Origin of the sequence: Streptomyces nitrosporeus, assembly GCF_008704555.1 — a bacterium.
In the GTDB taxonomy this organism is placed as follows: Bacteria; Actinomycetota; Actinomycetes; order Streptomycetales; family Streptomycetaceae; genus Streptomyces; species Streptomyces nitrosporeus.
In genome coordinates, this window is sequence record NZ_CP023702.1 from 7,472,034 (window position 1) to 7,485,612 (window position 13,579).

11 protein-coding genes are annotated in these 13,579 nt (G+C 71.9%); 5 read left to right on the forward strand and 6 right to left on the reverse strand.

Features of this window, described 5'->3' with window-relative positions:
* Window positions 1–1,027: 1,027 nt before the first annotated feature.
* On the forward strand, window positions 1,028–2,086 hold the full coding sequence (locus CP967_RS33285; protein WP_150491535.1) for an enoyl-CoA hydratase/isomerase family protein: 1,059 nt from the start codon (window positions 1,028–1,030) through the stop codon (window positions 2,084–2,086).
* A gap of 39 nt (window positions 2,087–2,125) precedes the next feature.
* Here CP967_RS33285 and CP967_RS33290 read toward each other — a convergent pair whose 3' ends face one another.
* The 5 genes from CP967_RS33290 to CP967_RS33310 all read right to left on the reverse strand — a co-directional run bounded on the left by CP967_RS33290 (window position 2,126) and on the right by CP967_RS33310 (window position 8,183).
* Window positions 2,126–3,610, reverse strand: coding sequence for a rhamnulokinase (locus CP967_RS33290; RefSeq protein ID WP_150491536.1), 1,485 nt, complete (start codon window positions 3,608–3,610; stop codon window positions 2,126–2,128).
* Window positions 3,611–3,666: 56 nt separating this feature from the next.
* A complete protein-coding gene (locus CP967_RS33295) occupies window positions 3,667–5,712 on the reverse strand; it encodes a bifunctional aldolase/short-chain dehydrogenase (RefSeq protein ID WP_150491537.1) in 2,046 nt (681 codons plus the stop codon).
* A gap of 48 nt (window positions 5,713–5,760) precedes the next feature.
* A complete protein-coding gene (rhaI, locus tag CP967_RS33300) occupies window positions 5,761–6,927 on the reverse strand; it encodes an L-rhamnose isomerase (protein ID WP_150491538.1) in 1,167 nt (388 codons plus the stop codon).
* 377 nt (window positions 6,928–7,304) lie between these two features.
* The gene (locus CP967_RS33305; RefSeq protein ID WP_150491539.1) at window positions 7,305–7,535 is read right to left on the reverse strand and encodes a hypothetical protein; all 231 of its coding nucleotides are present in this window, start codon (window positions 7,533–7,535) and stop codon (window positions 7,305–7,307) included.
* 156 nt (window positions 7,536–7,691) lie between these two features.
* Window positions 7,692–8,183, reverse strand: coding sequence for a hypothetical protein (locus tag CP967_RS33310; protein ID WP_150491540.1), 492 nt, complete (start codon window positions 8,181–8,183; stop codon window positions 7,692–7,694).
* 131 nt (window positions 8,184–8,314) lie between these two features.
* Between CP967_RS33310 and CP967_RS33315 the strand changes: the two genes are divergently transcribed.
* The 4 genes from CP967_RS33315 to CP967_RS33330 all read left to right on the forward strand — a co-directional run bounded on the left by CP967_RS33315 (window position 8,315) and on the right by CP967_RS33330 (window position 13,035).
* On the forward strand, window positions 8,315–9,178 hold the full coding sequence (locus CP967_RS33315) for a pentapeptide repeat-containing protein (RefSeq protein WP_229888450.1): 864 nt from the start codon (window positions 8,315–8,317) through the stop codon (window positions 9,176–9,178).
* A gap of 79 nt (window positions 9,179–9,257) precedes the next feature.
* Window positions 9,258–10,619, forward strand: coding sequence for a radical SAM protein (locus CP967_RS33320; RefSeq protein WP_150491542.1), 1,362 nt, complete (start codon window positions 9,258–9,260; stop codon window positions 10,617–10,619).
* Between the two features lie 297 nt (window positions 10,620–10,916).
* A complete protein-coding gene (gene ctaD, locus CP967_RS33325; protein ID WP_150491543.1) occupies window positions 10,917–12,650 on the forward strand; it encodes an aa3-type cytochrome oxidase subunit I in 1,734 nt (577 codons plus the stop codon).
* A 43-nt stretch (window positions 12,651–12,693) separates the two neighbouring features.
* Window positions 12,694–13,035, forward strand: coding sequence for a hypothetical protein (locus CP967_RS33330; protein ID WP_150491544.1), 342 nt, complete (start codon window positions 12,694–12,696; stop codon window positions 13,033–13,035).
* Window positions 13,036–13,161: 126 nt separating this feature from the next.
* On the opposite strand, the gene CP967_RS33335 is transcribed toward CP967_RS33330, so the two are convergent.
* Window positions 13,162–13,545: a VOC family protein gene (locus CP967_RS33335; RefSeq protein WP_150491545.1), complete on the reverse strand. Its 384-nt coding sequence runs from the start codon at window positions 13,543–13,545 to the stop codon at window positions 13,162–13,164.
* Between the last annotated feature and the right edge of the window lie 34 nt (window positions 13,546–13,579).

Below are 13,579 nucleotides of genomic sequence, written 5' to 3' on the forward strand. Positions count from 1 at the left end.
AAGGCACTTTGAGGAACGCTCCGGCCACCGCGGGGCCCTCTCGCCGCCGCACGGGTCCTCGGCAACGTCACCTTCCGGCCATCTTCGGAGCGGCCCGCCGGATTCCGGGCCCGGCCGGCCCTGCCGGAGTCTCCCGGACGCGGTACCCCGGGCGTATCGGGAGGGGCGCCGGCCGCCCCGCACGCCCGGGGCCACCGCCCGCCGGCCGCACGGCGGGCATCCGTACGGCTCGGCGCGGAGACGGAGCCCCGGCCCGGCCCTCCCGGGCACCAGGCCGCTCCGGAGCCGGACCGATCCCGCACCGGACGGCCTTGCCCTCGCCGCGTGGCTCGATGCCCCACCGCGCGGCGACCGTGCCGAGGAGCGGCAGACGCGGGGCCGAAGGGCGGCCCCGGCGGTCGCGTCCCGCACCGCACCGACGACCCGGTGGGGCCCGCCCTCCGCGGAGCGCAGGGCCCTGGCCCGGGCACGGGCCCCCTGCGGGGTGCCGTCGGCCAAAGGCAGCTGGGCGGACGCTGCATGAACCGCTCCCGCCGGTGAGCGCCTCGTCGATCGTGGCGGCCGGGACCGCTCGCCGGCGGCCGGCCGCTCCACCGCCGTGGACGGACGGGCGTCGAAGACCGCCGGGCCTCCACCGAAGACCGCCGGTCCCGCCTCATCGGCGTCCAGCGTCCGCGCGTCGAGGCCCCACTCGGAACTTCCGGTCCGGTTCGGGGCGAGGCGCTCCGCCGTCCCCGCGCCCCTGTCCGAACCCCGGCCGGACCGGAGCAGCGAGGGGATCGCGAAGCCATCGCCCTGCCCCGAAGCGCCGGTCATTCCCGCTCCGGAAGCCGTCCCGGCGGGATTCCCGGACGCGACGGCCCGCTCGTCCCGTTGCCGAACCCGCCGTACGGGTGTGCCGCAGCGCGTTTGCCGGCCCCCGGCGCCGGGGTGCGGCGGCGCCCCTGCCCGGACCCGGCTCCCCGGCGTCCCGGGGCCCGTCGCAGAATGGCCCCGTAGATCACCGACGGCCCACCGGAGCGCACCCATGAACGACCAGTCCGTCCTGCTGCACACCGAGGGCCACATCCTGCACATCACGCTCAACCGCCCGAAGGCCCTGAACGCGCTGAGCCACTCCATGGTCCACGGCATCGACGGCGCCCTGACCCGGGCCGAGGCGGACGACTCGGTCACGGCCGTCCTCATCCGGGGCGCCGGTGAACGCGGACTCTGCGCGGGCGGTGACATCCGGTCGATCTACGAGGACGCACGGGCGGGCCGCCGTACCTCACTGGACTTCTGGCGCGACGAATACCGGCTCAACGCCCGGATCGCCCGGTTCCCGAAGCCGTACATCGCGCTCATGGACGGCTTCGTGCTGGGCGGCGGCGTGGGCGTGTCGGCCCACGGCGACATCCGCGTCGTGACGGAACGCTCACGCGTCGCCATGCCCGAGACGGCCATCGGCTTCGTCCCGGACGTCGGCGGCAGCCACCTGCTCGCCGCCGCGCCCGGAGAACTCGGGACCCACCTCGCGCTCACCGGTGACCAGGCACACGCGGCCGACGCACTGCTGTGCGGTCTGGCCGACCACTACGTGCCGTCACCTCGTCTGCCCGGCCTCGTCGCGGACCTCTCCCGCGCCACCACTCCCGGAGAACTGGCCGGCACGGTACGGCGGTACACCGCCCCCGCTCCTCCGGCCGGGCTGGCGCGGCACCGCGGGTGGATCGACGACTGCTACGCCGCGGACACCGTGGAGGAGATCCTCGGCCGCCTCGACGACAGCGGCGTCCAGGCGGCCCGGGAGGCGGCCGCGACCCTCCGGACCAAGTCACCCACCGCGCTCAAGGTCACTCTCGAGGCGGTGCGCCGCGCCCGGCGCCTCGGCCGTCTCGAAGCCGTCCTCGACCAGGAGTTCCGCGTCTCCTGCCAGGCCTTCGAAGGGCCCGACCTGATCGAGGGCGTCCGTGCCCGGATCATCGACAAGGACCGCAGCCCCCGCTGGACCCCGGCCCGTCTCACCGATGTCACCGCCGCCGACGTCGCCCGTCATTTCGAGCCGCTCGGTGACCGGGAACTCGGCCTCTGCCCGGCGCCCTGAGCCTCTGCCCGGCACCCTGCCCGAACCGGCCGTCCGCCCTCAGGCGCACGCCGCGTCCAGCCGGTCCGCAGCCCGGTCCCACGCCTTCCCGTCACCGCCGGGGCTGTAATGGCGCAGCTCCTGGGTGCGGGCGACCAGCCGCCGCAGATCCGTGAGATCCCCCAGCAGCCCGTGGGCCCGGGCCTGGACGAGCACGTTGCCGAGGGCCGTCGCCTCCGCCGGGCCCGCCGTGACCGGCAGGCCGGTGGCGTCCGCGGTCCACTGGCACAGCAGCGCGTTGCGCGCGCCGCCGCCGACCAGATGCACCCGGGTCGGCTCGCGGCCCGCCAGCCGCGCCGCCTGGCGCAAGGTCCTGCGGTGGGCCAGCGCCAGACTCTCCAGGACGCACCGCACATAGCCGCCCGGGCCGTCCGGCAGCGGCTGCCCCGTACGGGCCAGCACGGTGTCGATCCGGGCCGGCATGTCACCCGGCGCCAGGAAGAGCGGATCGTCCGGATCGATCACCGCCGCGAACGGCCGGGCCCGCGCCGCCTCCCCGAGAAGACCGGCCAGATCCGCCGGTACGCCCCAGCGGCGCCAGGAGCGACGGCACTCCTCTAGCAGCCACATCCCCATGATGTTGCGGAGGTAGCGGACCGTCCCGTCCACCCCGCGTTCGTTGGTGAAGTTCGCGGCCCGCGACTCCTCGGTCAGCACCGGAGCGTCCAGTTCCAGACCGGCCAGCGACCAGGTGCCGCACGAGACGTAGGCGAAGCCCGGCTCGGTGGCGGGGACAGCCGCGACGGCGGAAGCGGTGTCGTGCGAGGCGACCGTCGTCACCGGCGTGCCCGGGGGCAGTCCGGTGTACTCGACGACATGCGGCAGGACCGTCCCCGCGGCGGCCCCCGGTTCACGCAGCGGAGGAAAGAGCGAACGCCGCAGCCCCAGCCGGCCGATCAGCGCGTCCGACCAGTTCCCCGTCCGCGCGTCCAGCAGTCCCGTCGTCGACGCGTTGGTCACCTCCGCGCCCACCGCCCCGGACAGCCAGTACACCAGCAGATCGGGGATCAGCAGGACCGTCCGCGCCGCGGCCCACTGGGCGCCGGACCGGTGGGCGGCGAGCTGGAAGAGCGTGTTGAACGGCAGGTGCTGCAACCCGCTGACCCCGTACAGCTCACGCGCGCCGACGTCCGCCAGCACGGCGTCCGCGGCCGGCGCGTTGCGGCCGTCCCGGTAGTGGAACGGGATGCCGAGCAGGGCCCCGTCGGCATCGAGGAGACCGTAGTCCACGGCCCAGGTGTCCACCCCCACCGAGGCGACCGGCCCGCCGCGCGCCGCCTCGCGCAGACCGTCCAGCATCCCCTGGTAGAGGGCGGGGACATCCCAGCGCAGCCCGTCCGGGAGCCGCACCGGAGTGTTGGGGAACCGGCAGGCCTCGCTCAGCACCAGGGAATCCGGGCCGACCCGGCCGGTGATCACCCGGCCGCTGGTCGCCCCGAGGTCCACGGCGGCGAACACCGGGTGCTCTCGTGAAGTCGCAGACATGAGATCTCGTCCGATCCGGGCGGCCGCCGCACCCGTGCGGGGGCCGCCCACGGTGGTCAGCGCAGGAAGGCCGCGGCCACACCGGCGTCGACCGGGACGTGGAGGCCGGTGGTGTGGGTCAGGTCCCCGCCCGTCAGCGCGAACACCGCGTTGGCGACGTGTTCCGGCAGGACCTCCCGCTTGAGGAGCGTGCGCCGGGCGTAGAACTCACCCAGCTGCTCCTCCTCGATCCCGTACGCCGCCGCCCGCTGCGCGCCCCACCCGGAGGCGAAGATCCCGGAACCGCGCACCACCCCGTCGGGGTTGACGCCGTTGACCCGGATGCCGTGCTCGCCGAGTTCGGCGGCGAGCAGCCGTACCTGGTGCGCCTGGTCGGCCTTGGTGGCCGAATAGGCGATGTTCTGGGGACCCGCGAACACGGCGTTCTTGGAGACCACGTAGACGATGTCCCCGCCGAGGCCCTGCGCCCGCATCATCCGCGCCGCCTCCCGCGACACCAGGAACGACCCGCGGGCCATGATGTCGTGCTGGAGGTCCCAGTCCGCGGCCGTCGTCTCCAGCAGCGGCTTGGAGACGGAGATCCCGGCGTTGTTGACGACGAGGTCCACCCCGCCGAACGCCAGCGCCGCGGCCCGGAACGCCTCGGTGATCTGCTCCTCCGAGGTGACGTCCACCGTCACCGCCACGGCCTTGTCCGGTCCGCCGAGCTCCTCGGCCACCGCCGCCGCGTTCCCGGCGTCCAGGTCGGCGACGACGACGCAGGCCCCCTCGGCGACGAGCCGGCGGGCGACGGCCCTGCCGATGCCCGACCCGGCCCCGGTCACCAGGGCGACCCGGGTGGCGAGGGGCTTCGGCTCCGGCATCCTGCGGAGCTTGGCCTCCTCCAGCTCCCAGTACTCGATGCGGAACTTCTCGGACTCCTCGATCGGCGCGTAGGAGGAAACGGCCTCGGCGCCCCGCATCACATTGATCGCGTTGAGGTAGAACTCACCCGCGACCCGAGCGGTCTGCTTGTCCTTGCCGAAGGTGAACATCCCGATCCCGGGCACCAGGACGACGGCCGGGTCCGCGCCGCGCATCGCGGGCGAGCCGGGAACGGCATGCCGTTCGTAGTACGCGCGGTACTCCTGCCGGTACTCCTCGTGGAGCACCCGGAGCCGTGCGACCGCCTCGTCCAGCGGCACGTCGGCCGGCAGGTCCAGGACCAGCGGCCTGACCTTCGTACGGAGGAAGTGGTCCGGGCACGACGTGCCGAGAGCGGCCAGACGGGGGTGCTCGGTGCGGGAGAGGAAGTCCAGCACCGGCTCCGCGTCGGTGAAGTGGCCCACCTGGGGCCGGTCCGCGGACGCCAGCGAGCGGATCACCGGAGCGAGGGCGGCCGCCCTCTCGCGGCGCTCCTGCTCACCCGGAGTCCGCCGCCCGGCAATCACGGCGCCGAACGGCTCGGGCCGGCCCCGCTCCGCCAGGAACGCCTCGGCGGTACGGATCATCCAGAGCGCGTTGCGCTCGCACTCCTCGGAGCTGTCGCCCCAGGCGGTGATGCCGTGCCCCCCGAGAACCACGCCGACCGCCCCGGGGCGGGCCTCCTTGACGGCCGCGATGTCCAGGCCGAGCTGGAAACCGGGACGGTGCCAGTCCACCCAGGCCACCTTGCCGCCGAAACACTCGGCGGTGAGCTTCTCGCCGTCGGCCGCGCAGGCCAGCGCGATTCCCGAGTCCGGATGCAGATGGTCCACATGGGCGGCCTCGACCAGGGCGTGCATCGCGGTGTCGATCGAGGGGGCGGCGCCGCCCTTGCCGTGCAGGCAGTAGTCGAACGCCTGGACCATCTCGTCCTCACGTCCGGCCCCTGGATACACGTCCTTGAGGGCACGCACCCGGTCCAGCCGGAGCACCGCGAGACCGGCCTCGGTCAGGGTGCCCAGGTCGCCGCCCGATCCCTTCACCCAGAGGAGTTCGGTCTCCTGCCCGGTGACGGGATCGGTCTCCGCCCCCTTGGCCGAGGCGTTGCCGCCGGCGTAGTTGGTGTTGCGCGGGTCGGATCCGATGCGGTGCGCCCGGTCGAGAAGGGCGGCGACCTCGGGGTGCGTCGCGGACGTCATGGGATTTCCTTCGTGGTGGGAGCGGACGGATGCGGGGGAGCGGGACGCTCAGGCGCCCCAGCCGGCCTGTGTGCCGCCGACCCGGTCGGCGGCGATGCGGTCCTGGTTGCCGGAGGCGAGGTAGGCGGCGAACGGGTCGCGGGCCAGCCCGAGTTCCTCGCGTACCTCGGCCAGCAGCGGCCGTACGTCGGTGTTGAAGGCGTCCATCAGCACGCCGTTGGCGGCGAGCACGTCACCGGACCGCTGGGCGGTGGCCAGCGCATCGGAGTCGACCAGCAGGGCCTTCGCGGTCGCCTCCTGCACATTGGTGACGGAGCGGATGACGGCCGGGATCTTGGCCTCGATGTTGTGGCACTGGTCGAGCATGAAGTTGACGTTTCTCTCCGGGGCCAGCCCGCCGTTGCAGACCACCTCGTACATGATGCGGAACAGCTGGAAGGGGTCTGCGGAGCCGGCCATCAGGTCGTCGTCGGCGTAGAAGCGCGAGTTGAAGTCGAAGGCGCCCAGCTTCCCCTCGCGCAGCAGGAACGCCACGATGAACTCGATGTTGGTGCCGGGGGCGTGGTGGCCGGTGTCCACGACCACCTGCGCCTTGGGGCCCAGCTTGAGGCAGTGGGCGTAGGAGGTGCCCCAGTCCGGGACATCGGTGGTGTAGAAAGCCGGTTCGAAGAGCTTGTACTCGAGCAGCATCCGCTGGTCCTCGCCGAGCCGCTCGTAGACCTCCGCCAACGCCTCGGCCAGCCGGTCCTGCCGGTCCGAGATGCTGTCCTGGCCGGGGTAGTTGGTGCCGTCCGAGAACCACAGCTTGAGGTCGGGCGAGCCGGTCGCGTCCATGATGTCGACGCACTCGAGAAGGTGATCGGTCGCCTTGCGCCGCACCTTGGGGTCGGGGTGTGTGACCGAGCCGAGTTTGAAGTCGTCGTCCTGGAAGACGTTGGAGTTGATCGCGCCGATGCGCAGGCCGAGGTCCCGTGCGTGCCTGGTCAGTGCCGGGTAGTCCTCCACCTGGTCCCACGGGATGTGCAGCGACACCTTCGGGGCGACACCGGTGTGGCGATGGACCTGTGCCGCGTCCGCCAGCTTCTCGTAGGGATCGCGGGGGACGCCGGCCTGCGCGAAGACCTTGAAGCGCGTCCCGGAATTGCCGTACCCCCACGACGGCGTCTCGATGACCTGGGACTTCAGGGCTGCCTTGACGGCCGACACATCAGACATGAGCACCTCGTGGTCGAAACCGCCCGGCGGCCGGCCCCGCCCGGCGGCCGGGGAGGGCCGGGCGGCGAGCCACGCGAGCGGAACGTGCGGAAACAGGGAAAGTGAATCGTTTCATCGAATCGTTTCACCGGTCCGTACGCTAAGTAGGCGTACGTCTGTCAGTCAAGGTGCTGGTCAGCTTTTGGAGGACTTGAATCAATTCACCAGGGTGTGCGGGGCGCGACTGACCGCACCGCCCGCGACTGACCGCACCGCCCGCGTCCGGCCTCGTCGCCCGGGAGGCCCGGCCGGCCCGCTGCCGGAGCCTGCTGCGCCGCCCCCGTGTCCTGCCGCCACCCGCGCCCCGTCGCTCCCCGGCCCCCCGATACCCCGGGTCCTCAGCGCTCCGGGCCGGTCGTGCCCGGCAGCAACTGCCGTACGAGGGAGAACAGGCGCTCCTCGTTGCCCCGGAGACCGGCGCCGCGCAGGGCGTCGTCCGCCTCAGCGAGGGGGGAGGCCAGCAACGGCAGGTGGAGCGGGGCCCCCGCGGGATCGTCCAGCACGGCGCGTGTGGTCTCCAGCAACCGCACATACGCCTGGGCCGCGGTGACTTCGTCGTCGTGGGACATGTCGTCGTCTCCTGTCCGAAGGGGTCGGACCGTCAAGGATTCCCCATGGGTCCGACAACGCGGGGCACGGCACGGGCGGGCCCCCACCGCGCCGCCGCGCGGATCCCCACCGCGCCGCCGCGCGGACCGGCTCACCGCGCTGCCGCGCGGACCGGCTCACCGCGCCGCCCCGCGGACCGGCCGCTTCGGAGGCTCGACCTCCAGATACCGGCGGCGGCGCGGCCCCCGGTACAGGAGAGCCGTCCAGCCCGACCGCCGCAGCACCTGAAGGCATTCCCCCAGCGCCTCCTCCTCGTCGTGCACCGCACCGCTCCCCGGCGGACCCGACCACTCGACCCGCACCGCTCCGGGGACCCCGCCCCCGGACACGCGGTACCCCGTGGCGACGCGCTCCCCCGATTCCCCCGTCGCCGACGGAGGGATCCCCGCCGACTCCAGGACGAGGGACACCGCCCTCACCGGCCGGTGCAGCTCCCACTCGGCGGGCACGCCCTCGGGGTCCGCGTGGTCCGGACGGGTCAGCCGCCGGATCTGCAACAGCCCCTCGAAAGCGGTCCGTACCGCTCCGGCACGCTCCTGAGGGCTGCCGGCGGACGGCGGCCCGTCCCCCGTGGCGGGTTCGAACGCGGTGCCGTGAGAATCCCGCATACCCCTCTCCCCTCCCACCCGTACGGTGTCCTGCCCCCAGTGTGCGGCCCGCCACCGACAACGGGCGGGCCGCTGCGGAGAACACGCCCGATATGCTCGGCTCCCACCGACGCGCCTGGAGGAACGAGCACGTGCCCGGCAACGACCCGATATCCGTACCCACCCCCCGGCGGGCGGACCTGCGCGCCGACTGCGCGAACTGCTTCGGGCTGTGCTGCGTGGCACTCACACTGACCGCGTCCGCGGACTTCGCCCTGGACAAGGAGGCCGGCACGCCCTGCCCCAACCTGGACGAGGACTTCCGCTGCGGCATCCACACCCGGCTGAGACCGGAAGGCTTTTCCGGGTGCACGGTGTACGACTGTTTCGGCGCGGGCCAGAAGGTCTCCCGGCAGACCTACGGAGGAAGGGACTGGCGGCAGCGGCCGGAGACCGCGCAGCAGATGTTCCAGGTGTTCCCCGTGATGAGGCAGCTCCACGAACTGCTGTGGTACCTCACCGAGGCCCTGGCCCTGCGTGCCGCCGCGCCCCTGCACGCCCAACTGCGCACCGCTCTGCACACCACCGAGCGGTTCACCCGTGCCTCCGCCGGGGAACTCGCGGAACTGGACGTGGCGGGACACCGGGACCACGTCGCCGCCCTCCTGCTCCGCACCGGCGAACTCGTCCGGTCCGCCGAGCGGCCGGGCGGGAGACGGAGCCACCGGGGCGCCGACCTCATCGGAGCCCGGCTCAAGGGGGCCGATCTGCGCGCCGCCGACCTCCGCGGGGCCCTCCTCGTCGCGGCGGACCTGCGCGGGGCCGACCTGCGTACGGCCGACGTCATCGGCGCGGACTTCCGCGACGCCGATCTGAGCGGCGCCGATCTCACCGGCGCGCTGTTCCTCACACAGGCTCAGCTGAACGCGGCGAAGGGCAGCACCGCCACCCGGCTGCCGGGGACCCTGGCCAGGCCCGCCCACTGGACCGCCGGAAGGCCGGCCGGCCGGGCGTGAACGGATCGCCCCGCCGGTTCGTTGTACTGGAGGCGTACAGGCGACGCCCCCCGTACACCGGACCCTAGGAGCACCCCACATGGCACGTCCCGCCGAGAGCACCCGCACCGCCCCCGCCGGCGCGGGCGACCGCACACGACTGGTCGAACAGCTCATGGAGAGATTCCCCCACGTCCCGAGGGAAGCCGTGATCAAGGAGGACCTGCTGCGCGGGGGCATGGCCTTCGACGAATCCGCGCTCAGCGACAACGAACACGGTGACGTCAAGCCGAAGTCCTACTTCATCTTCTCCTTCGACCACGGCACCCTCCCGGAGCTGGGGGCCGCCGCCCTGCGCCGGCCGCCTGAGGAGATCGTCCTCACCGGCGGCCCCTACGGCCTGCGCCGCACCGTGGTGTCCGTGCGGGTCAACCCGGCGTCCCCGTACCGGGTGGCGGCCGGCCCCGACGGGGTGCTCGGGCTGTACCTCGACGGAACCCGGATCTCGGACGTCGGGCTGCCCCCGATGCCGGACTACTACCGGCACACCCTGGAGAACGGGAAGTCCGTGATGGAGGTGGCCCCCACCATCCAGTGGGGCTACCTGATCTACCTCACGGTCTTCCGGGTCTGCCAGTACTTCGGCGCGAAGGAGGAGTGCCAGTACTGCGACATCAACCACAACTGGCGCCAGCACAAGGCGGCGGGGCGCCCCTACACGGGGGTGAAGGACGTCGACGAGGTCCTCGAGGCCCTGGAGATCATCGACCGGCACGACACCGCGCGGACCACCACGGCCTACACCCTCACCGGCGGCGCCATCACCTCACGCGTCCAGGGACGGGACGAGGCCGACTTCTACGGGCGCTACGCCAAGGCCATCGAGGAACGCTTCCCCGGCCGCTGGATCGGCAAGGTGGTCGCCCAGGCACTTCCCAAGGACGACGTCCAGCGCTTTCACGACTACGGGGTGAAGATCTACCACCCCAACTACGAGGTGTGGGACCGCCGGCTGTTCGAGCTGTACTGCCCCGGCAAGGAGCGCTACGTGGGCCGTGACGAATGGCACCGGCGCATCCTCGACTCGGCCGGCGTCTTCGGGGCCCGCAACGTCATCCCCAACTTCGTGGCCGGCGTGGAGATGGCCGAGCCGTTCGGTTTCACCACGGTCGACGAGGCCATCGCCTCCACCACCGAGGGCCTGCGGTTCTTCATGTCGCACGGCATCACCCCGCGCTTCACCACCTGGTGCCCGGAGCCCACCACACCGCTGGGCAGGACCAACCCCGACGGCGCACCGCTCGAGTACCACATCCGGCTGCTGGAGGCGTACCGCGCCACCATGGAGGAGTACGGACTGTCCTCGCCGCCCGGATACGGCCCGGCGGGCCCGGGGCGCGCCGTGTTCTCCGTGAGCTCGTTCATGGACAGCCTCCCGCCCGAGGCGGCGACCGGAGCGTGAGCACCGGCGGCTGAGGGCCGCCGGCATGCGCGCCGGCCGGGGCGGGTACCACCACCGGGTGGGACCCGCCCCGGCCGGCACCGTCGGCCTCCGCGCCCTCCGCCCGACGCGTACGGCCCCCACGTCCTCCACCCGGCCCCGGGCCCCGCGTCAACGTACCGGTGTGTGCCATCCGCCAGTGGAGTGTCCTTTTCCAACCACGGGTGCGGAGTCCCCCGAGATATCAGGCGGTGCCGCCGCGGGAAGTCCATTCTGGTCGCCGAGTCCGTAACGGCCGTCGACCGAAGGAGTGCCGCAGTGACGACGAGGGGCCCATCGGAATCGGTGGAGACCGATACCGCCGCCTACGAGGACGAACTGCCCGTCCGCGCGAGGCAGCCGGGGAACGTGGTCATCAGGTGGCTGACCACCACGGACCACAAGACGATCGGCACGCTCTACCTGGTCACCTCGTTCGCCTTCTTCCTCCTCGGCGGTGTGCTGGCGCTCGTGATGCGCGCCGAGCTGGCCCGCCCCGGTACGCAGATCGTGTCGAACGAGCAGTTCAACCAGGCGTTCACGATGCACGGCACGATCATGCTGCTGATGTTCGCGACGCCGCTGTTCTCCGGTTTCGCGAACTGGATCATGCCGCTGCAGATCGGCGCGCCCGACGTGGCGTTCCCGCGGCTGAACATGTTCGCCTACTGGCTGTACCTCTTCGGCTCGCTGATCGCGGTGTCCGGGTTCCTCACCCCGCAGGGCGCGGCCGACTTCGGCTGGTTCGCCTACACACCGCTCACCGACGCCGAGCACTCGCCCGGGGTGGGCGGCGACCTCTGGATCATGGGTCTGGCCTTCTCCGGGTTCGGCACGATCCTCGGTTCGGTCAACTTCATCACCACGATCATCTGCATGCGCGCGCCCGGCATGACGATGTTCCGTATGCCGATCTTCACGTGGAACGTCCTGCTGACCGGTGTTCTGGTCCTGCTCGCTTTCCCGGTTCTGGCCGCCGCGCTCTTCGCGCTGGAAGTCGACCGTAAATTCGGCGCGCACATCTTCGACGCGTCCAACGGCGGCGCATTGCTCTGGCAGCACCTCTTCTGGTTCTTCGGACACCCAGAGGTGTACATCATCGCCCTGCCGTTCTTCGGAATCGTCTCGGAGATCATTCCGGTGTTCAGCCGGAAGCCGATCTTCGGATACATCGGCCTCATCAGCGCGACGATCGCCATCGCCGGCCTTTCCGTGACGGTGTGGGCGCACCACATGTATGTGACGGGCGGGGTACTCCTCCCGTTCTTCTCCTTCATGACCTTCCTGATCGCCGTACCCACCGGGGTGAAATTCTTCAACTGGATCGGGACGATGTGGAAGGGGTCGCTGTCCTTCGAGACACCGATGCTCTGGTCCATCGGATTCCTCGTCACCTTCCTGTTCGGCGGTCTGACCGGCGTGATCCTGGCCTCGCCGCCGCTGGACTTCCAGGTGTCCGACTCGTACTTCGTGGTCGCGCACTTCCACTACGTCGTCTTCGGCACCGTGGTCTTCGCGATGTTCGCCGGGTTCCACTTCTGGTGGCCGAAGTTCACCGGCAAGATGCTGGACGAGCGCCTCGGCAAGATGACCTTCTGGACGCTTTTCTTCGGCTTCCACGGCACCTTCCTCGTACAGCACTGGCTCGGCGCCGAAGGCATGCCGCGCCGCTACGCGGACTACCTGGCCGCCGACGGATTCACCGCGCTCAACACCGTGTCGACGATCTCCTCGTTCCTGCTGGGCCTGTCGATGCTGCCCTTCCTGTACAACGTCTGGAAGACGTCCAAGTACGGCAAGCAGGTCCAGGTGGACGACCCGTGGGGCTACGGCCGTTCGCTGGAATGGGCGACGTCCTGCCCGCCGCCGCGGCACAACTTCGTCAGCCTGCCGCGCATCCGCTCGGAATCCCCGGCGTTCGACCTGCACTACCCCGCCGTCCGTGCCACGGACGAGATGACGAACCGGCCCGAGGAATCCGTGGCGGTGGCGCCGGGGGACAAGCACGAGTGACCGGTGAGCCGCCCGGGACGACGGGGCAGACGAGAGGAATGCTGTGAAGCCCGATGAGGACAGCGCGCGCGGCCTGGCCCAGGTGGAGGGCTACCTGCTGTGGAACGCCGAGGTCGAGGAGGCCCGCCGCAGGGCCGGCCGGTTCACCGAGCAGCTGCCCTGGCTCACCACCGCCCAGCGCGAGGACGTCGAACGCGTCTACGTCGGGGACCGGGTGGAACTCTGCCGGGAATCCCTCACCAGGATCGCGGACCGGGCCGTCGAACTGCGCGGCGAATACACCGAACGCTACGAACGGCTCAGGGCGCGCTGCGTGGCGGTGTCGGCCCTGACCGTCGGAGCGGTGAGCGGCACCTGCACCGCCCTCACACTGATCAGCCGCTGACCGCCCGCCCCGGGCCCCGGAGAAGGCGTCCGGGCCCCGGGGCGGACGCGTCCGGTGACGTACGGCAAGGACGGCGTACCGGCACGGGACGGTGACACACCGGGCGGAAGGGGGCGGCCGGCCGGGTCAGTGGCGCAACAGACAGAAGGGATGGCCTGCCGGGTCCGCGAAAACCCGCCGGCCCTCGCCGCCCCGACCCGGAGCACCGTCCAGCAGGGTCGCACCCAGAGCGAGCACCCGCTCCTGGGCCCTGTCCAGGTCCCGGACCGTGAAGTCCGGATGCGCCTGCTGCGGGGCGCGGGGGTCCGGCCACCGGGGCGGCCGGTGGCCGTCGACCCGCTGGAACGCCCGGACGAGGCCGCTCCCGGTGTGGACGGTCGCCCAGTCCGCTCCGACGGCCCACCGCTTGTCAGGACGGTTGACCTCTCCGTCCAGCAGAGCGGCGTAGAACTCCGCCAGAAGCAGAGGATCAGGGCAGTCGAGGACCATGCACTGCAGTTCGGCGATCATGGGCGGCATGATACGGACGGGCGGGATCGCGGCC

What these genes read in the sequence shown, in the direction of transcription:
- CP967_RS33285 (WP_150491535.1), top strand. Translation starts at nt 1,028, where the DNA reads ATGAACGACCAGTCCGTCCTGCTGCACACCGAGGGCCACATCCTGCAC.
- CP967_RS33335 (WP_150491545.1), bottom strand. Translation starts at nt 13,545, where the DNA reads ATGATCGCCGAACTGCAGTGCATGGTCCTCGACTGCCCTGATCCTCTG.
- CP967_RS33310 (WP_150491540.1), bottom strand. Translation starts at nt 8,183, where the DNA reads ATGCGGGATTCTCACGGCACCGCGTTCGAACCCGCCACGGGGGACGGG.
- rhaI (WP_150491538.1), bottom strand. Translation starts at nt 6,927, where the DNA reads ATGTCTGATGTGTCGGCCGTCAAGGCAGCCCTGAAGTCCCAGGTCATC.
- CP967_RS33290 (WP_150491536.1), bottom strand. Translation starts at nt 3,610, where the DNA reads ATGTCTGCGACTTCACGAGAGCACCCGGTGTTCGCCGCCGTGGACCTC.
- CP967_RS33320 (WP_150491542.1), top strand. Translation starts at nt 9,258, where the DNA reads ATGGCACGTCCCGCCGAGAGCACCCGCACCGCCCCCGCCGGCGCGGGC.
- CP967_RS33295 (WP_150491537.1), bottom strand. Translation starts at nt 5,712, where the DNA reads ATGACGTCCGCGACGCACCCCGAGGTCGCCGCCCTTCTCGACCGGGCG.
- CP967_RS33305 (WP_150491539.1), bottom strand. Translation starts at nt 7,535, where the DNA reads ATGTCCCACGACGACGAAGTCACCGCGGCCCAGGCGTATGTGCGGTTG.